The organism is Methanocella paludicola SANAE (assembly GCF_000011005.1).
Taxonomy (GTDB): domain Archaea; phylum Halobacteriota; class Methanocellia; order Methanocellales; family Methanocellaceae; genus Methanocella; species Methanocella paludicola.
In genome coordinates, this window is record NC_013665.1 from 2,448,428 (window position 1) to 2,475,248 (window position 26,821).

35 protein-coding genes and 2 tRNA genes are annotated in these 26,821 nt (G+C 57.4%); 11 read left to right on the forward strand and 26 right to left on the reverse strand.

The features are described 5' to 3' along the window. Positions 1–40 precede the first annotated feature (40 nt). From MCP_RS12580 to MCP_RS12625, 10 genes are read right to left on the reverse strand one after another with little or no spacing between them, the layout of a single operon-like run. Complete coding sequence (locus MCP_RS12580) at positions 41–244, reverse strand: hypothetical protein (RefSeq protein ID WP_012901232.1); 204 nt, start codon at positions 242–244, stop codon at positions 41–43. 1 nt (position 245) lies between these two features. After that, the gene (minD, locus tag MCP_RS12585; protein ID WP_012901233.1) at positions 246–1,034 is read right to left on the reverse strand and encodes a cell division ATPase MinD; all 789 of its coding nucleotides are present in this window, start codon (positions 1,032–1,034) and stop codon (positions 246–248) included. A gap of 42 nt (positions 1,035–1,076) precedes the next feature. Continuing rightward, positions 1,077–1,964 (reverse strand): hypothetical protein, encoded by an 888-nt coding sequence (locus tag MCP_RS12590; RefSeq protein WP_012901234.1) that lies wholly within the window; start codon positions 1,962–1,964, stop codon positions 1,077–1,079. 10 nt (positions 1,965–1,974) lie between these two features. Further along, complete coding sequence (locus MCP_RS12595) at positions 1,975–3,156, reverse strand: hypothetical protein (protein ID WP_012901235.1); 1,182 nt, start codon at positions 3,154–3,156, stop codon at positions 1,975–1,977. Then, positions 3,153–3,875, reverse strand: a complete 723-nt coding sequence (locus tag MCP_RS12600) for a roadblock/LC7 domain-containing protein (RefSeq protein ID WP_012901236.1) — start codon at positions 3,873–3,875, stop codon at positions 3,153–3,155. Before MCP_RS12600 ends, MCP_RS12595 begins: the two co-directional genes overlap by 4 nt. Positions 3,876–3,898: 23 nt before the next feature. Beyond that, complete coding sequence (locus MCP_RS12605) at positions 3,899–4,246, reverse strand: roadblock/LC7 domain-containing protein (protein ID WP_012901237.1); 348 nt, start codon at positions 4,244–4,246, stop codon at positions 3,899–3,901. Continuing rightward, entirely contained in the window at positions 4,240–5,649 is a 1,410-nt protein-coding gene (locus tag MCP_RS12610) for a Ni/Fe hydrogenase subunit alpha (RefSeq protein WP_012901238.1), read from the reverse strand. Before MCP_RS12610 ends, MCP_RS12605 begins: the two co-directional genes overlap by 7 nt. Beyond that, complete coding sequence (locus MCP_RS12615; RefSeq protein ID WP_012901239.1) at positions 5,646–6,566, reverse strand: NADH ubiquinone oxidoreductase; 921 nt, start codon at positions 6,564–6,566, stop codon at positions 5,646–5,648. The genes MCP_RS12610 and MCP_RS12615 overlap by 4 nt, the downstream gene beginning before the upstream one ends. Positions 6,567–6,571: 5 nt before the next feature. Further along, a complete protein-coding gene (locus tag MCP_RS12620) occupies positions 6,572–7,096 on the reverse strand; it encodes a hypothetical protein (RefSeq protein ID WP_012901240.1) in 525 nt (174 codons plus the stop codon). Next, the gene (locus tag MCP_RS12625) at positions 7,096–7,341 is read right to left on the reverse strand and encodes a 4Fe-4S dicluster domain-containing protein (RefSeq protein ID WP_012901241.1); all 246 of its coding nucleotides are present in this window, start codon (positions 7,339–7,341) and stop codon (positions 7,096–7,098) included. The genes MCP_RS12620 and MCP_RS12625 overlap by 1 nt, the downstream gene beginning before the upstream one ends. Positions 7,342–7,834: 493 nt before the next feature. Between MCP_RS12625 and MCP_RS12630 the strand changes: the two genes are divergently transcribed. Then, a complete protein-coding gene (locus tag MCP_RS12630) occupies positions 7,835–8,518 on the forward strand; it encodes a SprT-like domain-containing protein (protein ID WP_012901242.1) in 684 nt (227 codons plus the stop codon). Between the two features lie 23 nt (positions 8,519–8,541). Here MCP_RS12630 and MCP_RS12635 read toward each other — a convergent pair whose 3' ends face one another. Beyond that, complete coding sequence (locus MCP_RS12635; protein ID WP_012901243.1) at positions 8,542–9,123, reverse strand: hypothetical protein; 582 nt, start codon at positions 9,121–9,123, stop codon at positions 8,542–8,544. 126 nt (positions 9,124–9,249) lie between these two features. Between MCP_RS12635 and MCP_RS12640 the strand changes: the two genes are divergently transcribed. Continuing rightward, on the forward strand, positions 9,250–9,507 hold the full coding sequence (locus MCP_RS12640) for a hypothetical protein (RefSeq protein WP_012901244.1): 258 nt from the start codon (positions 9,250–9,252) through the stop codon (positions 9,505–9,507). On the opposite strand, the gene MCP_RS12645 is transcribed toward MCP_RS12640, so the two are convergent. Next, complete coding sequence (locus MCP_RS12645; RefSeq protein WP_012901245.1) at positions 9,504–9,959, reverse strand: flavodoxin family protein; 456 nt, start codon at positions 9,957–9,959, stop codon at positions 9,504–9,506. The two genes, MCP_RS12640 and MCP_RS12645, sit on opposite strands and share 4 nt — an antisense overlap. A gap of 93 nt (positions 9,960–10,052) precedes the next feature. Here MCP_RS12645 and MCP_RS12650 point away from each other — a divergent pair, with 93 nt between their 5' ends. From MCP_RS12650 to MCP_RS12660, 3 genes are all read left to right on the forward strand, one after another. Next, on the forward strand, positions 10,053–11,054 hold the full coding sequence (locus MCP_RS12650) for a YkgJ family cysteine cluster protein (protein WP_012901246.1): 1,002 nt from the start codon (positions 10,053–10,055) through the stop codon (positions 11,052–11,054). A 22-nt stretch (positions 11,055–11,076) separates the two neighbouring features. Beyond that, positions 11,077–11,514 carry an AN1-type zinc finger domain-containing protein gene (locus MCP_RS12655; protein WP_012901247.1) on the forward strand — a complete coding sequence of 146 codons (438 nt, stop codon included), beginning with the start codon at positions 11,077–11,079 and terminating at the stop codon, positions 11,512–11,514. 107 nt (positions 11,515–11,621) lie between these two features. Next, positions 11,622–11,705, forward strand: a tRNA-Ser gene (locus MCP_RS12660). 7 nt (positions 11,706–11,712) lie between these two features. Here MCP_RS12660 and MCP_RS12665 read toward each other — a convergent pair. Both MCP_RS12665 and MCP_RS12670 read right to left on the reverse strand, forming a co-directional pair. Further along, entirely contained in the window at positions 11,713–12,156 is a 444-nt protein-coding gene (locus tag MCP_RS12665) for a hypothetical protein (protein WP_012901248.1), read from the reverse strand. Positions 12,157–12,167: 11 nt separating this feature from the next. After that, positions 12,168–12,497: a cupin domain-containing protein gene (locus MCP_RS12670; protein ID WP_012901249.1), complete on the reverse strand. Its 330-nt coding sequence runs from the start codon at positions 12,495–12,497 to the stop codon at positions 12,168–12,170. 128 nt (positions 12,498–12,625) lie between these two features. Between MCP_RS12670 and MCP_RS12675 the strand changes: the two genes are divergently transcribed. Next, entirely contained in the window at positions 12,626–13,090 is a 465-nt protein-coding gene (locus MCP_RS12675; protein WP_012901250.1) for a GyrI-like domain-containing protein, read from the forward strand. A gap of 148 nt (positions 13,091–13,238) precedes the next feature. Here the strand turns inward: MCP_RS12675 and MCP_RS12680 are convergent, their stop codons facing one another. Both MCP_RS12680 and MCP_RS12685 read right to left on the reverse strand, forming a co-directional pair. Then, positions 13,239–14,684 (reverse strand): TrkH family potassium uptake protein, encoded by a 1,446-nt coding sequence (locus MCP_RS12680; RefSeq protein WP_012901251.1) that lies wholly within the window; start codon positions 14,682–14,684, stop codon positions 13,239–13,241. Positions 14,685–14,700: 16 nt separating this feature from the next. After that, positions 14,701–15,372 carry a potassium channel family protein gene (locus MCP_RS12685; RefSeq protein ID WP_231845083.1) on the reverse strand — a complete coding sequence of 224 codons (672 nt, stop codon included), beginning with the start codon at positions 15,370–15,372 and terminating at the stop codon, positions 14,701–14,703. A gap of 50 nt (positions 15,373–15,422) precedes the next feature. Here MCP_RS12685 and MCP_RS12690 point away from each other — a divergent pair, with 50 nt between their 5' ends. Beyond that, on the forward strand, positions 15,423–15,605 hold the full coding sequence (locus MCP_RS12690) for a hypothetical protein (RefSeq protein WP_012901253.1): 183 nt from the start codon (positions 15,423–15,425) through the stop codon (positions 15,603–15,605). Here MCP_RS12690 and MCP_RS12695 read toward each other — a convergent pair. Both MCP_RS12695 and thiD read right to left on the reverse strand, forming a co-directional pair. Further along, positions 15,602–15,805 carry a hypothetical protein gene (locus MCP_RS12695; protein WP_012901254.1) on the reverse strand — a complete coding sequence of 68 codons (204 nt, stop codon included), beginning with the start codon at positions 15,803–15,805 and terminating at the stop codon, positions 15,602–15,604. The genes MCP_RS12690 and MCP_RS12695 overlap by 4 nt on opposite strands. A 48-nt stretch (positions 15,806–15,853) precedes the next feature. Further along, positions 15,854–16,624 (reverse strand): bifunctional hydroxymethylpyrimidine kinase/phosphomethylpyrimidine kinase, encoded by a 771-nt coding sequence (thiD, locus tag MCP_RS12700; RefSeq protein WP_012901255.1) that lies wholly within the window; start codon positions 16,622–16,624, stop codon positions 15,854–15,856. A 481-nt stretch (positions 16,625–17,105) separates the two neighbouring features. Here thiD and MCP_RS12705 point away from each other — a divergent pair, with 481 nt between their 5' ends. Further along, positions 17,106–17,348, forward strand: a complete 243-nt coding sequence (locus MCP_RS12705; protein WP_128567214.1) for a hypothetical protein — start codon at positions 17,106–17,108, stop codon at positions 17,346–17,348. Between the two features lie 30 nt (positions 17,349–17,378). Here MCP_RS12705 and MCP_RS12710 read toward each other — a convergent pair whose 3' ends face one another. Beyond that, positions 17,379–18,146 carry an ABC transporter permease gene (locus MCP_RS12710; RefSeq protein ID WP_012901257.1) on the reverse strand — a complete coding sequence of 256 codons (768 nt, stop codon included), beginning with the start codon at positions 18,144–18,146 and terminating at the stop codon, positions 17,379–17,381. Then, positions 18,143–19,048 (reverse strand): ABC transporter ATP-binding protein, encoded by a 906-nt coding sequence (locus tag MCP_RS12715; RefSeq protein ID WP_012901258.1) that lies wholly within the window; start codon positions 19,046–19,048, stop codon positions 18,143–18,145. The genes MCP_RS12710 and MCP_RS12715 overlap by 4 nt, the downstream gene beginning before the upstream one ends. A 157-nt stretch (positions 19,049–19,205) precedes the next feature. Here MCP_RS12715 and MCP_RS12720 point away from each other — a divergent pair, with 157 nt between their 5' ends. Continuing rightward, the gene (locus MCP_RS12720; protein WP_012901259.1) at positions 19,206–20,609 is read left to right on the forward strand and encodes an aspartate kinase; all 1,404 of its coding nucleotides are present in this window, start codon (positions 19,206–19,208) and stop codon (positions 20,607–20,609) included. Positions 20,610–20,658: 49 nt separating this feature from the next. Next, positions 20,659–20,799, forward strand: coding sequence for a hypothetical protein (locus tag MCP_RS15890; RefSeq protein ID WP_173332322.1), 141 nt, complete (start codon positions 20,659–20,661; stop codon positions 20,797–20,799). 246 nt (positions 20,800–21,045) lie between these two features. Here the strand turns inward: MCP_RS15890 and MCP_RS12725 are convergent, their stop codons facing one another. The 6 genes from MCP_RS12725 to MCP_RS12745 all read right to left on the reverse strand — a co-directional run bounded on the left by MCP_RS12725 (position 21,046) and on the right by MCP_RS12745 (position 24,900). Further along, positions 21,046–21,924 (reverse strand): SDH family Clp fold serine proteinase, encoded by an 879-nt coding sequence (locus MCP_RS12725; RefSeq protein WP_012901260.1) that lies wholly within the window; start codon positions 21,922–21,924, stop codon positions 21,046–21,048. A 70-nt stretch (positions 21,925–21,994) separates the two neighbouring features. Continuing rightward, a complete protein-coding gene (locus tag MCP_RS12730; RefSeq protein WP_012901261.1) occupies positions 21,995–22,624 on the reverse strand; it encodes a hypothetical protein in 630 nt (209 codons plus the stop codon). Positions 22,625–22,772: 148 nt separating this feature from the next. Then, a tRNA-Val gene (locus MCP_RS12735) sits at positions 22,773–22,846 on the reverse strand. A 383-nt stretch (positions 22,847–23,229) separates the two neighbouring features. Next, positions 23,230–23,394, reverse strand: coding sequence for a hypothetical protein (locus MCP_RS15750; protein ID WP_158301492.1), 165 nt, complete (start codon positions 23,392–23,394; stop codon positions 23,230–23,232). Positions 23,395–23,429: 35 nt separating this feature from the next. Further along, a complete protein-coding gene (locus MCP_RS12740) occupies positions 23,430–24,329 on the reverse strand; it encodes an RAD55 family ATPase (RefSeq protein WP_012901263.1) in 900 nt (299 codons plus the stop codon). Positions 24,330–24,333: 4 nt separating this feature from the next. Beyond that, positions 24,334–24,900, reverse strand: a complete 567-nt coding sequence (locus MCP_RS12745; protein WP_128860067.1) for a hypothetical protein — start codon at positions 24,898–24,900, stop codon at positions 24,334–24,336. Positions 24,901–25,123: 223 nt separating this feature from the next. Here MCP_RS12745 and MCP_RS12750 point away from each other — a divergent pair, with 223 nt between their 5' ends. Further along, positions 25,124–26,179 (forward strand): aminopeptidase, encoded by a 1,056-nt coding sequence (locus MCP_RS12750; RefSeq protein ID WP_012901265.1) that lies wholly within the window; start codon positions 25,124–25,126, stop codon positions 26,177–26,179. The last annotated feature ends 642 nt before the right edge of the window (positions 26,180–26,821 follow it).

The following is a 26,821-nucleotide window of genomic DNA, read 5'->3' on the forward strand; positions in this document are numbered from 1 at the left end:
CAGCTATAAAAAAATTAACGGCGGTAATGAAAAAAAAGGTTTAAAACTTAAGCTTCTTGAACTCCTCGATATCGTAAGCCAGCCTGCCAAGCTCCTCGTCCGTGATCTCCACGCGGTTCTTAAGCACTCTCAGCTCGGCCGTAAGCTGCTTGATCCTCGTGTACATGATGTACATGACGGCGAAGCAGAGCACGATGCCCAGCGTCAATACCCCGATAAGAAGTTCGAACAACATTTGCTCCATATCATACGCCTCCGAATAATGACCGTGCGAGACGGTCTATGAACGTTTCCTTCTTCCCCTCTGCAGTCTCTACTGTGGCCACCTTTGTGCCGGCGATCCTCGCGGCCAGCCTCTTGAAGCCCTTCGCGGCCGGGCTGTCCGGGTACATGACGACGACCGGAGTCTTGAAGGCCGCTGCCCTGCGCACGCTGGCGTCCTCGGGGATCACTTCGAGCACTTCTGCGCCCATGATCTGCCCGATCTTCTGGCTGGTAAGCATGGTCTTTTCCGAGGACGCGCGGTTCAGCACCACGCCGCCCACGGCGCCCCCGACCATCTCGGTGAGCACTTTGATCTTGACGGAATCCGCCAGCGACGATAGCTCGGGGTTCACCACGAGCAGGACCTCGTCTGCGATGGCCAGCGGAATGACGCCGTCCTTGCTGATGCCCGCGGGAGCGTCGATCAGCACGTAGTCGGCGTCCATGACGAGCTTGCTCATGACGAACTGGAGCCGGTCAGGATCGGCGTTCTGGAAGCCCTGGAGCGATATGCCGCTCGGCACCACGCGAAGGCCGGTGGGAAGCTCATAGATCGCCTGCTGTATATCGGCCTTGCCCGCCAGGACCTCGTGCAGGGTGATCTTGCTCTTCTCCAGCCCCAGCACCAGGCCGAGGTTAGCCATTCCGATATCCGCGTCCAGAATTATCGTACGCTTGCCTAACAGCGCCAGGGCGGTTCCAAGGTTAGCCGTCGTCATGGTCTTGCCGGTACCGCCCTTTCCGGAGGCTATGGTAAATACTTTGGTCATTCACACACCCTTATGCTTGTACATTTGCCCCATTCAATGATATCAATGCTTCTTGATCATTTCCACGAGGATCATGCGCTTAATCTCCGCGCTTTCGTATACGATGCCCTCGCTCTTCTTTTGCTCGATGTAGGCCGATACCTCGCTTTCGGTCGGCCAGGGCATGCGCCCGAGGAAGCCCTGGATGTCGGCCATGAGCGCCGCCCTCTCCCGGCTCTTGCGCTCCTCGATGCGGGTATATACGCTTTCCAGTACGCTGCTCTCCTGAAAGTGATATCCCTTATCCCTTAAATATCTGATGAAATCCATTATATCGACGCTGGAGTAAGCCTTTCTGGCCTCGGCGAAAGCCGATATCTCGGATTCCAGCGCCTCCTGGCCCAGCTCTTTAGCGGCCGGCGCTGGCCGGATCGGGACCTTGAGGGCCTCGAACGTCTCCTGTGCGGGCAGGACCGGATTCACGATACTTATCTTAGGACCGGGCTCCGCCTGTGCCACGGCCGCCTGCGCTACCGTCGCCTTGGGCGGCGCGCTCTTGCCCATCGCGATGCGGATCCGCCGCGCCTCGTTGATGAGGTCCTGCACGTCGCTCGCTTCCGTTTCCAGGTACTTCGCCAGGTTATCCTTATACGATAGGCCGCTTTCCGGCTCCGCCTTTTTTGTGTGCGTTTCTATTGCCGGCGCTTTTTTATTCTCCTCGTCTTCCGTCTCGACGTACTTGGCCAGGACGCTGTCGGCGATCGCGGACGCCTGCTCTTCGGGGAACACGTCCAGCATGATGTTCATGAGCCGCGGCAGGTCGAGCGAGCCGTCGGAGCGTAAGATCTCCCGTGCAGCGTTGCCGTGGCCGGCCCTGTTGAACCGGGCGATGCCTTCGTTCCCGGCGACGAGCAGGATGGCGTTCTGGAGTATCGTCGATATGTCACGCATTCGTGCACCTTTAGGTCCGTTTTTTCTTTTCAGGTATGACTTTGAGATGGGACAGCTCGAGCCGCTTCAGGAGGTCGTCCACGTTGCCCACGAACTCCTTTTCGACCTTCCGGACAAAATCGGCGTCGTCATCGATGTCGCCCTTGAGGGCCCCCGTGGACTTCGACTCCGGGGCCGGAGTGCCCATGCTTTCGGCATTCACTCCCCTGTCGAATAAGGCCTTTGCGGATATGCCGGGCACCTGCTTTGGCGAGGCGTCGAACCGGTGTGTCTCCATCGGCCCCGGCTGCTCCGGCGGGTAGATGACGGTGCCGTGCGCCATCGTCTCCGTCCTCACGATAGGCTCCGGCTTTGTCAGCGGAACATATGGCTTTGAGTCCGGCCTGAGCACCTGCATCGGCTTCTGCTCCTCAGCAGATTTCTGCTCCGACGCAGCCTTCGGCGTTTCCTTTTCAGGCTCGCCGGACAGCGCGATGTGCGGGTACATCCGGATGATGGAATGTATGATCGCCTCGCCGACGCGGTAGAACTCCGTCACGCCGCTCTCGTGCAGCACTTTCGCAAGGAACGCGTCGCCCGAGCCGGCTGACGAGTAGGCCGCGACGGGCTTTCCGTTCAGCAGGAGCAGGTGGTACTCAGAAAAGCCCGCGCCGTCCTGCTTTATCAATACCGAGTGGCCGGTCTCGTCCTTCCTCGACTCGATATACGACCGTAGGCTGACGGCGTTCTCAGACTTTACGAACGAGCCCCTGACCTCGGGCATTCCCGCCGGCTTTTCCCTGGGAGGGCTCTGCCTCTGCACCGGCATCGGCTTTGGCTCCGGGGGCTTAGGCGCCTCTACGGGCTTCGGGGCGGGCTTCGGGCGGACCAGGAGGTCCCTGCCGAAGTCCATGGCCAGCCGCAGCTGGCCGTCGTTCAGCGAAAAAAGCTCGATGAACGTATCGTCTTCGGATGCGATGGACGCTATGGCCTTCTGCTCACCGTCGGGGCGGTCGGACTTGCCGTCGGAGGTATACGCGATGACGGGCTTTCCGGACCCGTATACGATGACGCCCTCGGCAAAGGCGCCCCGGAATTGCGAAGCCCGCATGAAGCCGGTGAACGAGTCCTTTTGCAGGGCTATGTTCAGCTCGGACAGGGGCATCGGCCCCTTAAAGCTCCTTACCAGCGTGCCGTGCGGAAGCTCCATCATTGTTCCCTCATGTTATTCTGCGCGTTCCGGATGCTCAGCCGTACCAGGCCCAGGTTCGCGTCGGCCGAGGTCAGCACGCACAGGAACATGTCGTTCAGGGGCGCGATGACCACCTTGTTCGACGGTGTCTCGAGGATGATCTGGTCGGCGCTGCCGAGCTGCAGCTCGCCGGCGATGCGGGCGCCGCTGCGCACCATGTCCTCGGTGGCCACGGCGATGTGCTCGAAGTCCACCTGCTGGCCCTGCTGGTAGATGGGCAGGCCGTCGACGACCAGCGCCGCGGCGATGACGCCCGGAAGCTGTATCACCGTGGCCAGCAGCACGTCATACGGGATCTTCCTGGGCTCCGGAGCGGCCGGCGCCTCTGCTTCCCAGGTATTCGCCTCGGGCGCATTCGACATGCCGCCGATGATCGAGTCCGGATAGCCCGCGAAGACCTGCGCCTTCTCTCCTTCGCCGTAGGCGAAAACCTTGAGCTCCGGCGCCTTGAGCGCCATCATGCGGTCCAGCGCGTTCATCTGGTACAGCACGATGCCCATCGTGGCGAATGCGGAGGCCAGCACGTTGCCGTCATCTACGATGATGAAGCCTTCGCTTGCCATGCCGTTCTCGCCCTGTCTTATCGAGATGCATCCCCGGAAGTCGTGCCCGTACTCCTTTAGTGCCTCGGGCACGGGCTTCACCGTCTCCGCTATGAGCTTACCGTCGGGTATTTTCACGTATTATGCCCTTCTTATGTCTTTTATAGCGCCGCAGCTATCCGGTCCTTGTTCTTCTTCACCTCGTACCTGATGCGGCCGATGTTGGCGCCGTGCTCTGCCACGATGGCCAGGATCTCGTTCTGGCTGACCACGGAGAGCATGATCGGGCCCTTTTCCAGCTCGACCAGCACCTGCTCGAAGTTGCCCTTGCCCAGCTCGATGCCCATTGCCTCTGACGTACCGACGCTCGTCGAAGCCATCGCACCGAGCGCGTCCATGTCCACCTGGATATTCGCCACGTGCTCGATGATGAAGCCGTCACGGCCCACGATCGCCGCAGCGTTTACCCCCTCGACCTTTGCCAGGTCGCCCAAAATCCTCTTTAACATTTTGTTACCTCGCGAATGACATTACCCTCTGAGTCGACGACCGTAAGCTGGACCGGCATGCGCCCGATCGCGTGCGTGGCACACGAGACGCACGGGTCATAGGCCCTTACCACCATCTCGATGCGGTTCAAGGTGCCCTCGCTCACGTTATCGCCGTGTATGAGCTTCTGAGATGACTGCAGGACTGCCCGGTCGATGGCCCGGTTGTTGTGGCCCGTCGCCACGATCAGGTTCGCCTTCGTGATGAAACCCTTATCGTTGACCGTATAGTCGTGGATGAGCGTGCCGCGGGTCGCCTCGACGACGCCGATGCCCCGGGTATTCTTCACGCCCGTGACGGCGGTGCGCACGTTCTTATCCGTTATAGCGGAGTCCTGGAGCAGCGAGAGCGCCGTCTCGCTCGCCGCCATGTACTCGATGGTGCGGGCGGCGTGGTAGAGCAGCGACTGCTGCGGCACGCGGCCGTACTTCGCCCGGAACTCGGCCAGCATTTTGTCAGCTTCCGGCGTACCGATGGAGTCGACGATGTTCACCCTGGCCAGGGGGCCGACGCGGTAAAAGCCGTTGCCCTTCTTGAGCTTCGTGAACTTCATGTACGAGTACGGCTCTGCCGTCTCCTCGATGTAGCTGAGGTAGTCCTTGCCCGGGAAGTCGGCCAGCTGCACTCCGCCGGAATCAATGGCACGAACGTTGCCGTCGTAGAACTCGAGCTTGCCGTTCCTGGTCAGGCCCACGAAGTCGGACTGCACGAGGCCTACGCTGTTGACCAGATCGGCGTACTTGTCCATCATCTTCATGACCACAGGCCAGGAGATCCTCGCGATCTCCACGGAGCGCTTTGCCATGGCCTCCAGCTCAGCCCTCTTCTCGTTCGCGAGGGCGAACGACATGCCGCCGGGCACTGCCGACACAGGGTGGATGGGCTTGCCGCCGGTCTCCTCGGTGATGCGCTGGCCGATCTTGCGGCCCTCGATGGCCATCTTTGCCAGCTCCGGGTTGGCCTGGACCAGCCCGACGACGTTGCGGAGCGCGGGGTTGTAGTCCGGGCCCAGTATGTAGTCCGGCAGAGCGAGTAAGAATAAGTGCAGCGCGTGGGAGTGGATGAACTGCCCCATGTCGAGGAGCCTTCGGAGCTTGAGGGCCGTCTCGGGCACCTGCGCGCCGAATATCTCGTCGACCGCCTTGGCCGAAGCCAGGTGGTGGACCGTCGGGCAGATACCGCAGATGCGGGGCGTGATGCGCGGGGCTTCCTCGACCGCCGCGCCCTCCAGGAACTTCTCGAAGCCCCTGAGCTCGGTCGCGTGGAAGTGGGCGTCCGCCACTTCGCCCTTATCGTCTAAGTTGATCGTGACGCTGGCGTGGCCCTCGATCCGCGAAAGCGGGTGAATGGTAAGCTTCTTCATAGGTGTCTCTCCTTGATGATATCGGGTATCTTAGACACGGACTTGTTCTCCATTATCTTGCTGCCCATGACGAACGGGTATATCGTGTGGGGCACGTCGTAGAGCTCCTTCTCGATCTCCGCCTGCGGTAATTCGGTCAAATGCTGGATGCGCATGACCAGGATATTGTACAGGTCACGGCATGGCTCTCTCAGCACGTCGAGCGACGGGCCGCTGCAGCCATGGCAGGGTATGCCGTGGTGCGTGCATAGCGCGCCGCACCGGCCGAACGTGACGGAGCCCATGCATAAATAGCCCTGCCCGAGCAGGCATTTGCCCTCTTCGGGTATGCCCTCGTACCGGCGCTTGAGCTTCCAGTTCTTCACTAATTCCATGTTCCGGTCGCACTCGGCACAGACGGACTTCTTGGGCAGTTCGGGCACGTGGCCCTCGACCAGCGGCAGGAGTATCTTGCGTAAGAACGTCTCCTTGGGCGGGCAGCCGGTAATATAGTAGTCCACCTTGATGACGTCCCCCACCGCATAGCCGCGGTACAGTAACTCAGGAATGTCGTCCTTCGGTATGGTCTTGCTCGTGGTCGATACCGAATCGGTGTAGACGCTGCTCAGTATCTCGTCCCGGCTGTGGATGATCGAAAGCCCCGAGACGCCGCCGAAGCACGCGCAGGTGCCGTAGGCGATGACCGTCTTGGCCTTCTGCCTCAGCTTTTTCACCCGCTCCATGTTCTCCTTGTTGCGGATGGCGCCCCCGATGATGGCGATGTCGATGCCGTCGGGCGGCTCCTTTACGTCCATCAAAATAGGGGAGTATACGAGCTCTGCCTTGCCCAGTAATTGTAATATGTCCTCGTGCAGGTCCAGTATGGACACGTGGCATCCCGCGCAGGACGCCAGGGGTTCTGTTGCCAGCTTCAGCATCGCGATCACCTCAAAATGAGCTTTTTCAGGCACGTGTTCGGCCCGACGTGTACGATCTCGAGCTTGCCCCTCTTGCCCGTGATCTCTTCCACCGCGCCCACCATGTAGCCGTACAGGCTCTGGCACAGCGGGCCTTTCTGAGGCATGCCCTCATGGCGGAGGGTCTGCCGCACCAGGCAGTCGCGGAACACGAGATATATGAAAGTCTCGCCGTTCTCGGTAATGATATAAGAGTCCTTACCCTTCGGCTTCCACAGCTCGAAGTTGTACTGCTTGCCCAGGATCTCGGAAAGCTCGGTCAGCGCCTTTTCGACATTCTCGGTCTTCGGGAAATATTTACCGGTCTCGTGGCCCATCTTCAGCCCGGCCCGGTATACGACGGCGTTGGCGCCGCCCCTGGCGATCTCCTCCAGCGAGCGGATGATGGTGGCGTTCAGGACCATCAGGCCGTGGAGGGCCTCCTCGTAGTCGTGGATGTTGCCCTCGCAGTGTAAGGGCAGCTCTTCGGGCTTGACGATGTGCTCCTGCATTAGATGAACCTCCTGAGCATGGAGCAGACCTCGAGGTCGACGTAAAGGCGCCGGGAAAGGTAAATATCCTGGTGCTCTATCGCGTTCGACGGGCATATCTCGTGGCAGGAGAGGCACATCATGCAGTCGTCCGGGTTAGCCACCGTTGATCTCCCGCTCTTCAGCTCATAGACATGCATCGGGCAGTCGTGGACACAGAGGCCGCAGCCGATGCAGACTTCGCTATCGATCACGATTTTTACCATTGGGGGACACTTCCTGTTGCTAGCTATACAATAATAATAGTTGTCTGGATAAGAATGAGTTCAGGATGCGAAAGGATATAAAGCTATCCTATTACGGGTTAAAATATTTCTCTCAACGAGCGCTTATCCGTAAATTATTTACGATTATATATAGTAGACTTTTATTCATTATGCGCTTAGTATATAATTTTGTTCGACTGGGGAGCAAGCAAGTTTACCGCGGAATTGGGTCGTCTCAGGCCATTACCCCTACATAATTTCACTGTACGGTAATTTCTTCGGCATGTATAATAGATCTTTTTTATAATTAAAAATCGCTTCCTGTCGAGAACAAAGTTAATAAGACATGTCAGAATTACCTAATTTGCGTCAGGCCCGAGTGACAGGGTGTGGCACGTATTCGTTTAAACCGCGTTCATCGCGGTAAAAACGGGCGATTTCTTCGTCCGGGCTTTATTAAAAACGCAAGTTTGTACCGAAAAAAGGTGAGCCAATGGAAAACGATCACATGCTGAAGATGCAGGCCATAAACGAATATCTGAGCGATACGCGGCAGCGCTTCTGGACGATCAACCAGGACTATTTCGATAACAGCATCCCCGACATCATGCTGCGCATCAGCGACCGCCTGTACAGCCGTATCGGGTACGCCCACAGCAACCCGCTCGGCATCGTCCTCTCCTATCGGTATCTGCAGAAATACGGGTGGGACGTGATGGACGACGTCTTCAAGCACGAGATCGCTCACGTTTACGCTTATCATTTCCACGGCGAGCGCGGCCACCGCGGCTGTAACTTCCTGGACGCGTGCAGCCGCATGGGCGTGTCGCCCAGCGCGAGGACCAACGAGCTCTTCGTCGAGCGGGAAAAATGGTATTACCGCTGCCGGAAGTGCGGCGATTCGATCTTTACCTACAGGCCCCTGACGAAAGTGGAGTACTGCGAATGCTGTGCGCCGTCCGACGAGAGCATGCTCATCAAGGTCACGAAAGATCAGCTTAGCATCCCGCTGAACGAGTTCAGGGCCCGCATAAGGCCGAAGATCTCGGTCTACCAGTGCTCGAAGTGCGGACGCGAGGTCAGGCGCTACAAGCGGTGGTCCGATAAGCATTCCTGCGCTCTCTGCCATCCCGGCGTGTTCGACGAGACGTGCCTCATGACGCTGGTCCGCGGCTAAAGTAAAACACTCATTTTATATCATTACGCATTCTGGCCTGCCCGGGGTTTCTTCAGCAGCACGATGTAGACGATCGTGACATAGCTGATCAGGACGAGCCCCAGCGCCAGTAACAGGCTTCCGTTTAAAGATGCTTTTTGTGACGGGTCCAGGAGAGTCATTAGCCACCAGATAGCCGTGACCAGTATCGCTAAGGCGGCAGCTGCGACGCTGACGAGCCTCTGTATCCAGAGGGAGATCGCGTAGAACATCGATATGCCGCCGGAGACCGCCTGTACAGTCTTCTGCTGTTCGGACGTCATGCCGCCGTCGGGGCTCACGACCAGCGGATCATCGATACGCATGTCATTCCAGCCAGGATTCCCTGATGCCCTGTGCCGCCCTTTCCAGCCCCATATGACGAGCAGAAGCCCCAGGTCCATAAAGGCCGTCGGTATGAGCATGAAGATGATGACCCCCACCCAATCCGTTATGGTGAGTGACGCCATGGCGTCCGGATCGGCGGAGAGGAACATCGTCAGGAAGATCGTGCCTATACAGAAGAAAAAGATACCGAGAAATATCTGCGATAACCAATCGTTGATCTGAATGCCCCGCCGGCTCATAGTATTAAAATTGACCTGTGATATAAATAAGCTTCTAAGTTAAAAGTGTAAGCAGGATAAGCGCCCTTACATATGCCGCGATTTTCAGCAGATACGCACATCTACATAATTTCCCTTCCACTTATCATGGACTTCGGGGGTTTCGTGGAGAAGTACGGCGAGGCGACGACCAGGGTGGCCTTGAGGCTGGCCGTGGGGCGCATCCGCGGAATAATAAAAGAAAAAGTCGGCCGCGCTGCAGCCACGAACGGCATATGTTTCCTTTCTATAGAAGAGCTGAGATGCGACGTCGCAAGCGTGGCCAGCGTGCTTAGCGAGTTCCCGTTCAGCCCCGAGGAAAAGGACGCGCTGCTGGCCAAGGCGTGGGAGATCGTTACGCCCTAGGCTCGCAAAGTCTTAGCGAAGTCGCGGGCCTGCTCGATCATCGCCCTGTTCGGGAGGCCTTTGTTGATGCCGCCGATGTACTTGAACAGGCCGGCAGTGTCCCAGCCTTTGCAGATGAACTCGCCGGCGTTCCGGTAGCCCTTTTTGGAGATTATGAGGTTCAGGTGCCGGTGCTGGTTGATGTCGCCCTTGCCGGCCGTGGAGAAGATGAAAACGCTCTTATCCTGCTCCTCGTCCGGTTCCGGCAGCTTTTCCGCCAGCTCGAGAATGCTTTTATGGTGCTTGCCTTTATAGATGCCGGAGCCCAGGCCGATGAGGTCGTATTCGCCCGCCTTGCCGGCGTCGAACTCCTCCGGGCTCACCACGGGCGCGTCCAGTACCTCCGCCATCGCCTTCGCCACCTTCATGGTATTCCCGTGGGACTCTGAAACGCATACGATGATCGTTTTCATGATAAGCTCATTAATTACGCGCTTATGTATTAATTGTTCGCATCTTTTTTTCAGGCCGACAAAACTATTTAAGATGGCGTTACGTCAGGAGGAATGATGAAGAAGGTCATCCGGGATTTCGAGTGCGCCATGTGCGGCGGATGCTGTGCCAGCCAGGACCTGGTGCAGCTTACGACTTACGAGCTGTACAGGCTCTCAAGGTCCCTTCAAATGGAGCCCGCGGAGTTCTTCGATAAGTACTGCGTCGTGACGGCGACGAGCCTGAACCCGATGCCTCACCTGTACATTAAGACGGTAAATGGCGCATGCCCGTTCCTTAAGGACAATAAGTGCAGCGTCCACGAGTCAAGGCCTTACGCGTGCCAGGCGTACCCGATGCGCGTCTACTGGGTTTTGACCAGGGACATGAAGGATTTTGTGCGCGCTCATTACAAGCTTGAAGACTCCTGCAGCCTGTTCAAGCTGGACGATAACGACGTGCTCCTGGGCGACTTCGAGCTGCTGTCACGGCAGACGATCGCCTACTGGGTCGACGACGCCTACTTCAGCATGGCGGGCGGGACGGTCGACCTCTCCGTGCCATACCGGGTCGCCGACCTTTACATCCACGATAAAGGCATGCGTGACGTGGCAAAGCGCTATGTCGTTAACCCGGAGCACCCTCCTGTCGCCTACGACTCGGAGCTCGCCTACGCGAAAATAACATTAACGCTCCAGGCCGCCGTGTGGGACACTTCGTTCGCCCTCGTCAGCGCAGAAAGGCAGGAGACCGGCGAGGACGCCCGCATCGGAAAATACCTGCTCATGGCCACGGACGATGAGTCCGTGAAGGCCCTGCGTCTGCTCGTGGAGAGCGGCAGGCTCGACCTTGCCAGGACCCTGGCGATGGAATCGAAGGCCCGCAAGGGCACATTTATTGTCGCCGCGCTGCATGGCTCGTCCACGGACCACGTCGCCCTGGGGTTCGTCCTGGGCGCGGAGAAAGGGGAGCTTGAAGCCTTTACGGAAAACGGCAATAAGCCCCTGTACGTCTTCTTTAAGGGCAGTGCTGCCGACGGTAAGCTCACCGGATTCCCGCTCAACATTAAAATATAGCCAGCGTAAAAAGTGATAGTGTATGCGTAAGGATGAAGAGATCGAGAGGACGCTGAGAGTTTATTCAAGATCGAGCACCTTCGAGTACATCCCCCGCTCCAAAAAGGAGGACGACTACGTGGTCGCCCGCCCCATGAAGGCGCCGAAGTGCGTCGTCTGCGGGAAGACGGAGCCGGAGCCTTTCGAGTGTGAGTTCTGCCACGAGTACTACTGCGAGGAGCATCTGCCGCCTGAAAAGCATGAGTGCCCGGGGCTCCGCGAGGAGCCTGTTTCGCCCGAGGAAGAGGCGGCCATGAAGAGGGCGATCGTGGCAAGGATGGAGAACATCATCGGAAAGCTGCCGGTCGTATACTTGCTTATAGATAGCGCGAAGCCCGGGGAGCTCAAGGAGTTACTGGAGGCTCTCGAGAAGATGGAGGGCGTGCTGGCGGGCATTGCCGACCGCGAGGGCGAAGAATAGGCAAGAGAACAAACATTTAAATATTAATATAATTAATATGAAGGTAGTCCCGTTACCGGAAAATCTTAAATAGTATCAACGAAGATTTACGACAGCCGTTTTTTGATGTCGCGGTATCCAAGCCTGGTATGGAGCAGGTTTGCTAAACCTGTGCTCTTCGGAGCTCCGGAGTTCAAATCTCCGCCGCGGCGCTTCTATTTATCTAAAAAGGTCTGTTCCGCATTTTATCTTACGCAACAGTTCCTTGTCCTCTTCGGTCATTTTCGCGTCAGAGCAGATATGATACAGGCAAACCGGGCTTCTTAGCTCTCTTGGTAATATGCACCCGGCGCCTTCCCGGCAGAACCCGTCCCGGGCATCGCAAAACGAGGCCATCTTTCTTGCAGAGTCCTCGTCCAGCGTCCGGCCTTCCCGCTGCCAGTGCCCGCAGGTGTCGACGCAGTCCTGGCAGCAGGCGCCCTCTCTTACGTGAATGTACCGGCAAAAGCTCTCGCCGTCGCCGCAGTCGAAGTCGATGGCCCCGGTCCGCTTCGCCAGCCCCCGGTATGTGTCCACATCGTGGCCGCGTATGCGCTTCTCACCCTTCGGGACGACCCCGATCCCGAGGCGGGAGAGCAATTGCTCGAACTCGTCATACCGCATGATCGCTGTCCTCAGGCCTGAGGTTTGTAGTCTTCCCGGGCGGGAGAAAAGACCTCGACGGCCACCGAGTCCTCAAGGATGGCAGCCCCGTGCTCGACGTTGCCGGGAATTGACCAGCTATCGCCGGGCTTCATGTCGTACGGCTCTCCGTCGATGGTAAGTATGATGTGGCCCGACACGAGATAGCCCGTCTGCTCCTGCGGGTGCTTATGCGCGGGCAGCGTCTTGCCCTTCTTGAGCCGGAACTCGGTCATCATCGTGTTCATGCCGTATACCAGCGTTTTGCGCCCGATACCGTCCATTGCCTGGATATAGCCATCTCCGGAAGCCTTCTTTACCATATGATCAGCCACAAGATCACGAACCTTATCAATAATTACTTAAGTTCCATATAATACTTTCAGGATACTATAGCCTCGGGTTAATATTGATTAATGAATAAGTCATTATCATCTGGGAGGATAATTGAATGTTCACGAAATGCGAGATCAAAGATAAACCGGCACAGCCCATCATGTCCATACGCATGAGGACCGCAGTGCAGGAACTGCCCAACGTGCTGGGCAAGGCGTTCGGTGACGTGGCCATGGCCATCGGCCAGCAGGGACAGCAGCCAGGAGGGCCGCCATTCGTAGCGTACTACAACATGGACATGCAGGACCTCGATATAGAGGTCGGGTTCCCGGTAGCTAAGAAGCTTCAGGCAAAAGGGGACGTCAAGCCCGGAGAGATCCCGGCGGGCAAAGTAGCGACCACCGTCTATACCGGGCCATACGGCGACGGGATGAAAGAGGCATACGAGGCGCTCTCGAAGCTCGTGGAGGAGAAGGGCTTAGCGCCCACGGGCGTCGTCTACGAGATATACTTCAACAGCCCGATGGACACCCCGCCGGAGAAGCTCCAGACGCAGATCGTGTTCCCGCTGAAGGGCTAATGATAAGGCTCATATAAGCAATTAACTCCAGGAAGAACATATGGCCGGACAGGAATTCGAGGCCGTGCTCATCAAGGACGATACAAGGGACAGGCGCGTCTTGAAAACGATAGGGATGCTCAAAGAACAATAAAGCATGCGGCCAGGGTTAGGGCCTGAGGCCTTTGAGTATAGCCCTCAATAATACCAGGACCGGTATGATCTCCAGCCTGCCGACCCACATGTCGAACATGATGATGAGCTTGGCGGCGAGGCTCATGCCGGGGCTGACGATGCCGGCGGTGAGCCCAACGTTGCCCATGGCGGAGCAGACCTCGAAGATGACCTGGCTGAGGCTGGCCTGCCCGAGCACGATATTGGACAGCAGCATGACGCTGGCCAGGAGGGTGACAACCCACAGGAACGATATGAGCGCCGCATCGGCGAGCTCCCTGGACATCTCCTGGCCCGTCAACTTACGGTCGCCCATTCTCACGACGATCACGGCCTTTTTTGTCAGCAGCGTCTGGGCCAGCCAGAGCCTTGCCTCCGCCACGAGGAAGAGGGCGCGGGCGATCTTGATACCGCCCGAGGTGGACCCGGCGCAGCCGCCGATGACCATCGCGATGGAGAGGATAAGCATGGAGGTCGGGGACCATTGGGACAGGTCTGCCGACTGTAAGCCCGTGCACGTCACGGCGGAGGCGAACTGGAACACGGAGTCTGCGACGGATGCCCCGACGGGGAACAGCATATTCTGTATCGCCAGGACGGCACATCCTGCGATCACCAGCCCGATGAAGGCCCGCACCTGGACGTCGTCCAGCAGCGCCCGCAGATCCGGCTTCAGGGCCCGGTACATGGCGGCGAACGGCAGTGAGCCGGCCACCATGATGGGAATGAGCGCGAGCTCGACGGAGAGGCTGCCATAGTGGCCGATGCTGTCCGCGTATATCGAAAATCCGCCCGTGCTGATGGCGGTCATCGCCGTGTTCAGCGCGTCCCAGGCGGGCATGCCGGCGGCCAGCAGGAGCAGGACCGCGAACAAGGTCAAGCCCAGGTACAGCTTCCAGATAATATTCAGCGTCGAGCGAATGCTCGGCTTGATGCGCTCTTTTCTCGCCTCCGAGGTGTAGAGGGTAAAAGCGCTGGTGCCCGGGCGTATGAGGATGGTCACCATCAGGAGTATGACGCCGGCGCCACCAACCCACTGGGTCAGGCTGCGCCAGAGCTGTATGGTGTGAGTGGCCGTCTCCGGCGAGGGTATCATGGAAAAGCCGCTCCCCGTCCACCCGGATATGCCCTCGAAAAAAGCATCGATCGATGGCACCCCGTGGTAAACATAGGGTATAGCGCTTAACGCAGGCACTAGAAGGTATGCCAGGGCCGCGATGACCATCGCATGTTTCAGCTCGATAGTCTCATCTGGCGCCACGGCCAGGTGGATCGCCAGCGCAATGGCGCCGCTCACGAGAAGGCCCGCCGTGAATCCGGCCATGCTCACGCGGTCGCCGAACGCTATGCTCATCGCTGCCATCACTGCCATCAGGATGGCGACCGTGGTGAATAAGCCCTTTAAGTTCCCGACGACGATATGCAGGTCTCTCCATGACAACGGCCATCACCAGTGCTCATTGTAACATGCCGGACACCCTTTCCACCATCTCCCGGCCGACGAGGACGAACACCGAGTCGTTCGGACGTATCACGGTGCTCCCTTCGGGTATGATGACCGACTCGCCCCTCTCGATGGCGATGATGAGCGTTTTCGGCGGCAGCCCCAGGTCCTTGATGGCTTTTCCCAGAGCATGAGACCCCTCGTGGATGATGACCTCGATGATCTCCGCCTTGCCGCCGGCGAGGGTCACGAAGTCGTTAATGGCCGGCCGCTGGATCATGTTGAAGATATTCTCGGCGACGACGCCGTCCGGGTTCTTAAGGATCGTCGCGCCCGTGCCCTTGAAGATCTCGATGTTCTCGTTCTCGTTGACGACGGTGGTAATGCTCTTGACCTTTTTTTCCTTTGCCTTGAGCACCACCATGAGGTTGACGTTATCGTCGCCCGTCGTGCAGATCACGCTGTCCGCCTCCGAGATCCCCGCGTCCTCGAGCGTCGATATCAGCGAGGCGTCGCCCGTTATGCTGACGAGGTCGTATCTCAGCGCGATATCCTGCGTCCTCTCAGGGTCGCTGTCGATGACCACGACGTTGTATCGCTCCCCAACGGCTATCCTCGCCAGATTCCGGCCTATTCCCCCGAGGCCGACGATGATGATGTACACTACGGAGCCTCCACTCGTCATATATTATATAATAATTTACATAAATTATAATATCAGCGGATTTTCAGCGGATGCCGCTAAGAGAGGGCAGACTGCTGGACATATATAACGTGAAAGCCCGTATCACTAAAGCGTATGAAGCTAAAAGTATGGGCTTCGACGTCATGTACTATCGGCGTTGTGGAAACGTGGCACCCGCAGTCAGCCGGTGGGTATTTGATATGAAAAAAGAGCACTGGCAGAGCCAGACCTAGCCGAGCTTATGTAGCCCGCCCTTGAGCTTCTTGATCTTCTCGTTGACGATGTCGAGCCGCCTCTGCAGCCCCGCAGTGCCCAGCGCGGCCCCGCACTCGACCTTGACGGTCTTCTTCTCCTTGATGTCTTTGACACGGACCGTGTGGGCCTTGCCGCAGCACGGGCACGGCACGACTATCTCCTCGGGCTCGCCTGACATAATAGTAAGAATGTGTGCCTATTATTTAACTGATTTCTTCATTTTCGGCTATCGGATGCCGCCAGGGTTGACGGGCCGTGCCCCGTGGCCGACGTCCATCGCGCTGGCGACGGCATTCCTGACAAAAGCTTTAGCCTTCATTACTGCACCGCCGACCTTTTCTCCCCGGGCGAGGTATGCGGTGATGGCCGAGGAATGCGTGCAGCCGGTCCCGTGGGTGCCGCCTTTTACCAGCTCGCCCTCGAATACCCGAAAGCGGCCGTCGTATAGTATGTCAACGCCGCCCATGTGGCCGCCGGTGACCACGGCGTGCCTCACGCCCAGGCCGTGGATGACCTTGCAGGCCTCCTTCGCGCTATCAAGGTCTTTCACCTTGATGCCCGAAAGCACGGAAGCCTCGAACACGTTGGGCGTCGCCACTTCGGCCAGCGGCAGGATCAGTTTTTTCAGCGCGTCGACGGCATCGGGATCCAGCAGCCTTCCCCCGGATTCGGCGGCCATGACCGGGTCGACGATAAGCCTGAGCCCGTATTGTTTAGCCTTACGGGCCACGACCTCGATCGTCTCCACCCGCGAGAGCATACCTGTCTTAGTGTAGACGACCTCGAAATCGGCCATTACCGAGTCGATCTGGCTTTCGATGACACCGGGGGGAACGTCGAACACGCCCTGGACGCCCAGCGTATTCTGGGACGTGATAGCCGTGATGGCGCAGGTGCCGTGGACGCCGAGCGCCTGGAACGTCTTCAGGTCGGCCTCGATCCCCGCTCCCCCGCCGGAATCGGACCCCGCGATGGTCAGCGCCGTGTAGTGGCTCATACCAGCTAAGACGCTCGGGTTGCTAATAAGTGTTTTTCCCCGCATTAAGCCCGCGAAGCTGGTTAAGTCCGCGAAGACTGTTCGAGCCCGAAGGCCGCGAAGCTGGCGCGAAGACCGCGAAGGTCATCTTATATTATGGCTGTGTTGGTTCGAAGCCGCTTAATCTGAGAGAAAGAGCTTCACGGGCATGGCTTACGATAAACCACTTTTACTATTTTTCATTGTTTATCCGTCGCCCGCGTCTCGATAGTTCTCAGGAATGTTATAAACCGGACTCCGTGGCCTCCGTGCCTCAAATTATAAAAAGTGCTTTGTGAGTCCTCCGTGCCCCCGTGGCCCTGTGTATTGGACACTCCATGAAGGCATAGGTAAAAGGAGAATACGGCTCCTATCTTCAAGAGGCTTCGGGCGAACTTCGCGGTCTTCGCGCTCGAATAGTCTTCGCGGACTTATGCCTCTTCGCGAGCTTAAACGTGGGCGCATGGGCGCAAAAACATTAAAGAGGGATAACGGCGTCCTTATTAATTACATGCGAGAAAAGGACAGGGTCGTGCTGCTCCGGGAGCTCAAGGCGTCCATCAACGGCGTCGTCATTCCCGAGGGCGCGACGGGCGTCATAACGTATAAGATCCGCGGCAGCGGCGTGAACACCTACGAGGTCGACTTCGGCCAGTACGGCGTCGCCGTGTGCAACAAGGAAGACCTGCAAGTCATCGATAAATAAAAACTGCGCATTTTAAAAAAGCGTTTTTAGTCAATCCTTCAGCCGCCGCTTCATCAGCACGGCGGCAATGGCATAGAATATGAGCGTGAAGGCCGCCATCCAGACGACGTCATAGATGAACGAGGCCGAATATAGGCCCAGCGCGGCCGGACGAATGACGTTGACGGCGTGCGTCAGCGGCAGGAGCCAGGCCAGGCCCTGGACGAAGGACGGAAGCTGGTCGAGCGGGAAGAAGATGCCGGACAGCAGGAACATGGGCGACAGCAGGAGCGTAAAATAATAGTTGAAGGCGTCCATGCTCGGCACGATGGACGTGAAGAAGATGCTCAGCGAGGCGAACATGAAGCCCACGAGCACGACCACCGGAATTATAACAAGGGCTGACTCGGGCTTTGCCAGGCCCAGCGCCCAGATCACGGTGAAGATGCAGGCGCCGCTGATCAGGCTCTTTGTGGCGCCCCAGGCCACCTCTCCCAGCACGATGTCCTCGATGGACACGGGCGTGCACAGGACCGCCTCGAAGGTCTTCTGGAAGATCATGCGGACGAACGTGGAGTAGGTGCACTCGTAGGAGGCGGCGAACATCGCGGACGAGGCCAGGATGCCCGGCGCCAGGAACTGGGCGTAGCTCACGCCGCCGATCTCTCCCACGAACAGGCCCAGGCCATAGCCAAGCGCCAGAATGAAAAGCAGCGGCTCGGCGAAATAGGGAAGGATATTGGTGATAGCGGTCTTCTTGAATACCTCCCAGTCCCTGTACCAGATGTGGCGGGCCCTCCACGACGGCAGGTCGGTCACTTGACCTCCCTCCCGGTAAGCTTCATGAAGACGTCCTCCAGGGTAGCGGGCCGGACGTGCTGCGACACGCCGGTGGCCGCCTCGCACTGCCGCTGCAGGGCTCCGGCGTCATTGCCATATACGAAAAGCCGGTTTCCCACCTGCTCGATGCTGCCCGGTATCGTCTTCCGGACATCGTTAAGCGCCTGATCCGAGGGCGCGTAGAGCTCGCAGACGTTCGTGCCGATCACCCGGCCGATGATCTCGTCGGGCGAGCCGTACTCCAGTATCTTTCCGCCGAAGACGAGGGCGATGCGGTCGCAGAGCTCCTGGGCCTCCTCCATGTAGTGGGTCGTTAGTATGACGGTCTTTCCCTCGGAGCCCAGCTTGATGACGGTGTCCCATATCTGGCGCCTCGCCGCAGGGTCGAGGCCCGTGGTCGGCTCGTCTAAGATGAGTATCCTGGGGTCGTTGATGAGCGCCCTGGCGACGCTGAGCTTGCGCTTCATCCCGCCCGAAAGGTCGTCCACCGTCGTGTCCCGCTTCTTCCCCAGGTCGAAGAACGAGAGCAGCTCGTCGATCCGTTTTTTCGATTCACGGGCGCGGAGGTCGAAGTACCGGGAGTAGACCCACAGGTTCTCGTAAACGGTAAGGTCCCGGTCAAGGTCGTCCTCCTGTGTCGCCACGCCGATGGTGCTCTTGATCTTTCTCTGGGACTGCCTCACGCTGAGCCCGTCGACCACGATGTCGCCGGAGGTGACCGGTATGCGGCAGTAGATCATCTTCATGATGGTGGTCTTGCCCGCGCCGTTGGGGCCTAAAAAGCCGAAGCACTCCGCCTCGTCGATGGAAAAATCGACGTTGTCCACGGCCAGCAGGCTGTTGTAGTACTTGGTGACGCCCCGCCCCTCGATGATCGCCATTAAATAAAACTCGATTTTTATATTATTTCAGCGTTTCGGAAGCCCATGCTACTGTCCTTCAACCAGCAAGGCCATATAGTCGCGATTTTTTTATATACCCGTAGGCGCTAACGAATAATCTACACGATTGTGACAACACGTTAAATTGTGATCGACTATGAGGCTCGTCATGAAATTCGGCGGTACGTCGGTGGGCGACGGACCGAGGATCAGGAACGTCGCTAAGCTCGTGAAGAGGTACTACGACGAAGGGAACGAGGTCATCGCCGTAGCGTCGGCCATGACAGGCATTACCGATAAGCTTTACGAGATGGCGCAGACCGCGAAGGATACCTGCAACATCGCCGATATCGAGAAGAGCTTCAGCGAGGTGGCCTCGAGGCACGCGGCCGCCATCGACGGCGCCATCGACGACCCGGAAATAAAGAAGGAAGTCTCGCTCATCATCGAGCAGCGGCTGTCCGAGCTCAAGAACGCCCTCGTGGCAGTGTGCTATTTAGGCGAGCTGACGAACAGGTCGCTGGCCTACATCTACTCGTTCGGCGAGCGCATGAGCGTTCCCATCCTATCGGCATCGCTGCGCTCCATGGGCGTCGAGTCAGTGGCGCTTGCCGGCGGCGAGGCGGGCGTCATCACCGATAGCAAGTTCGAGAGCGCGAAGCCGGACCCCATCACCGACGTCAGGGTGAAAGAAAAGCTCATGCCACTATTAAAGAAGGGGACACTACCGGTCGTCACGGGCTTCGTGGCCGCGAACCCGAGCGGCACCATCACCGTGCTGGGCCGGGGCGGCTCGGACTACAGCGCCTCCATCATCGGCGCGGCCATCGACGCAGACGAGATCTGGATCTACACGGACGTCAACGGCATCATGACCACCGACCCCCGGATCGTCCCCGAGGCGAGGACGCTGTCCTGCGTGACCTATCTGGAGGCCATGGAGATGTCCTACTTCGGCGCCAAGGTGCTCCACCCGAAGACCATCGAGCCCGCAGTGAAAAAAGGAATACCTGTAAGAGTCCTCAACACGTTCCAGCCCGACCACCCGGGCACTGTCGTGCTCATGAAGGACGCCTCCGGCAACGGGAACCTCATCAAGGCCGTCACCATGATCAAGAACATCGCGTTGATAAACATCAGCGGCGCGGCGCTCTCCGGCACTCCGGGAACGGCCGGCCGCATCTTTTCGGCGCTCGGCAAAGAGGACATCAACATCATCATGATCAGCCAGGCCTCGAGCGAGTTCAACGTGTCGCTTGCCGTCGACGGCGCGCAGGCCGACCGGGCCATTGCGGCCCTCCGGAAAGAGTTCAGCGAGGACCTGGCCCATAACGTCACCTGCAACAACAACGTGTGCGTCATCGCGGTAGTCGGAGAAAGGATGGCGGGCTCGCCGGGCGTCGCCGGCAGGCTGTTCACGGCGCTGGGCGGCAGCAACATCAACATCAGGATGATCAGCCAGGGCTCCTCGGAGGCGAACATCTCCTTCGTGGTGAACAAGGACGACGCCCAGAAAGCCGTGAAGGTCCTTCACGACGTCTTTGACCTGAATAAGCTCTAAAACAAAGGTTTTTATTTTAATCCTTTTTAATTATATTTTGTGAATAGCTATGCCCACCTGCTCACAATGTAACTTCTATAAGCCTAAGGACGCGAAGAACGGCGAATGCACCAATACCGGGGTCACCATACCCGCCGACAACGACACGGCGCGGTGCCCCATCCGCATGTTCGTGCCGAAGTCGAAATGACCACAGGGGCCGCCGTGGGTTTCATCACAGCGGTCACGGTGGATTAATTTTCACCACAGGGGTTCACGGTGGTCACGGTGGTTTTTTATATGCTGAAGGGGACTCGCTCCGCTCGCCCCTCGCAGACCTCGCCAGTTGTCCGGACATCGTGGCCTCTGTGCTTCCTCCGTGGCCCATCATAAAAATACCACTGTGACCACCGTGTACCCCTGTGGTGAAAAACAAACCATCGTGCCCACTGTGGTATTACCGCTTCTGTTCCCTCCCGGGCGGCGCCACAGGTATGTACTCGACGCCCGGCTTCCTCGCCCCGGACTCCGCCTTGTAAAAGTCCATGAGGTCGTAGACGCTCTCGGGTATACCGACCTTGACACAGTCGCCCAGCAGCTCCCGGGCCTTCTCGGGGAAAATGGGATAGTCGTGCGTGTACTTGCCACTCACCAGCTCCTCGATGACGAGCCCCGTCTTATCATCGCCGCACTTGCCTTTCAAGATCTCCCTGATCAGGCCTCTCATCTGCTCCAGCGCCTTACGGGCGTCGTCCGCCATGATCAGGGTACGGTCGCTTATCCTTTCGATGGGCTTCTCTTTTACCACCTTTATGATCGATGAGGCGGCGTAGGCGCCCTGGCCGTCAGTAAGCTGAGGGTCCACAGGGCCGAGGACGGCATGGGGGTCCATGAGTATCTCGTCCGCCGCAAGGGCGATGAGCGTGCCCCCGCTCATGGCGTAGTGGGGCACGATGACCCTTTTCGGGGCCGGGTGCGCCTTCAGCGCCAGCGCTATCTGCGTCGCCGCAAGGGCGATGCCGCCAGGCGTGTGCATGATGAGGTCGATAGGCGTGTCCGCCGGGGTCATACGGATGGCCCGGAGCACTTCCTCGCTGTCGTCGATGTCGATGTAGCGGGAGAGGGGAATGCCCAGGAACGCGATGGTCTCCTGCCTGTGTATGATGGTGATGACCTGCGATTTCCGCTCCCTCGAGATACGGGTAAGGATCCGCTTCCTGGCCCGGTTAATAAAATAGCGCTGGAGGACCGGGATGATGATTATGATGACGAATAAGAGGAACCAGAAGTTCGTCAGGACGTTCCATATGGCAGTAAGCGCATCTATGGTCTGCATCACAACGGTAATTTATTTCATAGACTAATAAAAGTTGGCAAATCGTGCCGCATGTTTCCGGGCTGTCGATCTAGGGATTAGGTAGCTGGCAGGCGGCCATAGGCTCCGGAGAACCTGAAGAAGACTTGGGATACGGGCGGACATCGACCTCCATCCGGCTGATTTTCTCGTAAACCTTCCTCTGTTTGTAGATCGGCCAGAGCTGGAAGAGAAAAACCGTGACCGGCTCCCACATGGCCACCCAGCCGGTGACATTCAGGGCGTTGGCGATAAGGTGGGCGACAGGATAACTGCTCGAATAATTATCGATGGCCAGGCTGGAAACCGTCGCGACCGCCAGGAACGAAAGCCCCACGATGAGCGCGAACTGGCCGTATAAATAGCGCTCCCGGAACCTGCGTTTTTGCATCAGCGTTTTATATTCGAAGTGGCTCCTGATGGCCGTTGGAATATCCCCTGCTTCTTTCGTATCGACGGCCGTATCCGGAAGATATATGACGATCTTGAACGCGGTCTTAGCGGGGAAATCCTTGACCGTATCGACGATATACGTCTCCGCCTCATTGTCCAGCTCTTTTTCTCGGAATGGCGCGGGATCGAACGAGTTGAAAAACTGCCCTACCGAGGACAGTTTCATCTCGATGAGGACCTGTCCGTTCTCTTCCCTGTAGAGTGAATCTAAACTGGCCGTCTGGTCCATGGTGTTCTTACACTATTCATTTGATACGGGAAAAAGCTATCCTGGTAAGAGGTGGGTCGTATAATAGTGATGGATTGTTGAGAGAAAAAAACTTTATTTTCATACCGCCTCCGAAGGAGGCGGATGTGTTGTTTATAAAAACACGAAGTGGGCCCGAAGGGATTCGAACCCCTGATCCCCGCCGTGTAAAGGCGATGTCATAGCCGACTAGACCACAGGCCCGCTCTTCATAGATGGCCCTGCTCACATTTAAATTTTGTGGGCATAAGAGAGCACAAAAAAGCTAAAATGAATGGGAAGGATGCGAGGGGCATGGGAGGTTAAAAAAATAGATATAACCTCGCATCTCCCGTTGGGCATGGGGGTTGAGTTAAGCATAAGGGATATGCCGACCGGGCCGGAGCCTTTTTTACGTTTTTAGGGGGGTTAGGCGCCCCGGCCCTGCCGCATATGGTGATATCTTTTGCTTATAGCACAACTGCGCCCATGGAAGCTGTTTTTCCACAGGCAATCAAGAATACCAATGGTTTGTTTATATACTTTTTCATCCATAGTCAATAAAATAGCAAAAGATGGGGAAAAATTTAAAAAAAATTGTTTTTTTACTAGTCGGAGCGCTCGCGGTGATGAAGCCACTTGCCATAGCGCTCCTGAAGATCCCGGCCGATGGACTGGACGTTGCCGCAATCGTCGCACACGGCGAATTTTTTACCCTCGGTCTCGAATAATACGACCTTCACCTTATGGCTCGCGCATTTCTGGCATATCATCTGTTTCAGCCCTACCACTCCCTGCGGACAGAAGCCTAGCTGGCCACCTTAGGCTCGTCGAGGACCTTCTCGTCGCCCTTGTAGTCCTCAATGAGCATGTGGACGATCTGCTCGGGCTCCATGTCCCCCAGGTCCGCCCTCTCCAGGTACTTTACGATGCCCTTGATCTGCTCCGCTTCCCGCTTCGGCAGGCTGGCGGCGGCGTTGTTGATGGCGAGCTTGAGATCGGGCGTGAGCTTCTTCATGCGCTTCCCGTCCATCTCGCTGGTGTCGAGCACGATGCCGATGCCCAGCACGAAACGGTACGGGTACGTGAGCTCGCTGTGCCAGGACTGGCGGGACTTTAACACGGTCAGCATACGGTTACCGGCCGTGCCCGGGCCCAGCGTGTAGATGCGGACGATGGTGTCCGCCAGGTACATGGGAATGACGGTCTCCTCCCCGCCCTGGCCGCTGTACTCCTCGATAGTGCTCAGGACGGTGCCGACCTTCTTCGTTTCCTTGAATAACTGCGAGACGAGCATGCGCTGCTCGTACTTGTCGTCGAAAGCCCATATGACGGGCGTTAGCGGGTCGATGACGATGCGGGCGTGCGAGCCCTTCCAGTCGTCCACGAACTGAGGGAGCTCCTCCTTGATGAAGTCCGCCAGGTCCTTGCCGGCGGCCTCGAGGAAGACCAGCGAGCCGTTCTCGACGTGGGCGCCGATGTCCTCCCAGCCCATGCTCTTCGCCTCGGCCATGATCTGGTCCCTCGATTCCTCGAGCGTGATGTAGATGGCTTCGTTCCCCGCTTCCAGGCCTTTTCTTAAGAATTGCAGGGCCATGGTAGTCTTTCCGGTGCCGGCGGAGCCCACGAGTATGCTCGCCGAATGTTCATTGAACCCTCCGTCAAGGAGGCCGTCCAATCCCAGTATGCCAGTCTTTATCTTCTTCATTATTTCACCTTGCGGCCCATCGGGGCTGGTTTTTCTCTAGCGTGAACCTGATGAACTCGTTCGCGATGTCATCGCCGTAATGGTCGGTGATGTTCCCCACGAGGTCGAAGGCGAGAACCTTCAGCTCCCCGGGATCTTTAGTGACGATCTTCTCGAACTCCTCTTTCGAGAGCTCTCCGGCGTTCAGGTGGCTCCCGATCAGGTCCCCTACGGTCCTGATCTCCAGCATGATGGAAAGCAGGTCGTAGTCCTTTTCCAGAAAACACCCGACGATGGCGTTCTCCGCGTTATAGAGCACGACGGCGCCCTCGTCCGACTCGAAGACGACGCGGCGTATGGTGGAGCCCCTCATGGTGTTGATGGACTGGACCGCCTTTTTCATGAGCTGCATCAGGGCGTTCTCCTTCTGCCGGGGGATGCTCTTGTAGAACAGCTGCGTGACGACGTCGCCGCTCCTGGAAGTTATGATGGCGCCGAGCGCTCCCTTCTTATCCAGTAAAAGCTGAAGGTCGGCTTCGACGTTGTTCTTCCAGTTACTGCCGTGCCGCTTTAGAGTTGGGACCTTTTCCATTACTTGCCTCCGGCTTATGAACCTTACTATTTTTATATAATTATTTTTATAACAATTAAAGCTTTCCATAGCCCTGGTAACGTTCACGCCGCATATATTACGTAATATATTAAGTTTAACATATAAAATATTTTGGTTCAAGTGCCATATATTCGCTATAAATATAATCTTCAAAGAGTATTTGTGCAATGAACTTGCATCTATCTGGACAGGAGATGTTCAATTGACTAAGCTATCAGAGGCCGCAATGGTGGCCATGAGGGACGTCGTCGGCCTGAGAGAGGGCGAAGAAGTTCTCATCGTTACGAACTTCGAGGGCGACGTGTTCCCGGTGGCCCGGGCCATCTTCGATGTCACAAAAGAGTTAAAAGGCAGGCCCACGATGGCCGTGCAGGAAATGAAGACGACCTACACGTACGCGGAGCGTCTCGTCCTGGAGACGATAAAGGCAGAGCCGGACGTCATCGTCTCGCTGTCGGCCAACAAGATGGGCAAGGACCCGCAGGGCCTGATGGTCGGCTACGTCGGCAAGGACGGCAGGAAGTACGACCACATCTTCGATAAGCTCATCGACGGCGATAAGAGGATCCGGGGATTCTGGTCCCCCACGACGTCGGTGGAGATGTTCGAGCGCTGCGTGGCGCTGGACTACAAAGAGATGCAGGCCACGGCCCAGCGGCTCAAGAAGGCCTTCGAAGGGGCGAAGGAAGTCCACGTAAAGGCCCCCGGCGGCACGGATGCCTACATATCCATCAAAGGCCGCAGGCCTATGCTTGATGACGGCAACTTCAGGCTGCCCGGTATGGGCGGCAACCTCCCCGCGGGCGAGGTGTTCATATCCCCGGCCATCGCCGGCGTGAGCGGCACCATCGTGTTCGACGGCACCGTGGACCTGGTGCCTGACGCGGTCATCCCGAAGAAGCCGGTGAAGGTCGTCCTGAAGGACGGCTACGTTGACAAGGTGACCGGCGGCGTCGAGGCCAAAGGCCTCTTAAAGGTCATTGAGAAAGGCGAAGCGATGGCCCGCGAGAAGGGACTCAAGGACGAGGAGCGCAACGCCCGCCACATCGGCGAGCTGGGCATCGGCATAAACTACAAGGCGAAGATGACCGGTAACCTGCTCGAGGACGAGAAGGTCGGCCGGACGGTGCACTTCGCCATCGGCGCCAACTACGATAACGACGCCAACGCCATGATCCACCAGGACTGCCTCGTCATGCGCCCTAACATGTGGGTCGATAATAAGCTCGTTATGAAGGATGGTAAGCTGCTAGTTTAAGCGGCCATCCTCTTTTTTATTTTAAGTTACTGTCATCTTGTCCATGCTACAAAGCTCGCGAAGCTGTTTAAGTCCGCGAAGACGTTTCGAGCCCTAAGACCGCGAAGCTTACGCGAAGACCGCGAAGACTTCTTAAAGAATTAATAATGGATATTTTGCCTTGTTCAATTTGTACATTAAATTATCTTTGGTGTTTCTCCAATTTTTGGATGAGCATCCTTTTGCTTTTCCTTATGCCGTCGTGGAGTGTCCAATACACAGGGTCACGAAGTCACGGAGTACGCACAGAGCGAGAGACAGAGATCATTGAGATACGGTTGACGAATAAACAACTTTTAGGTGAATGATGGTTTATCGTCGCCCGAGCCGTTCTAAACTCTGTCTCTCAGTTAAGTATAAACCCGTCTCCGTCCACTCGGTGTCTCGCATATTAAAGAGTCTTCGTGCGTTCTCCGTGGCCCCGTGGCCCTGTGTATTGGACACTCCACGACTGCACAGCGGGAAAAGGATAGAAAACATTTTAACCAAACCACGATAGAGGCACAAAAACCAACAAAACCTCATCCAACAATCGGAGAAGAACCTTATCTTTTAAAGTATCTTCGCGGTCTTCGCGTAAGCTTCGCGGTCTTTGGGCTCGAA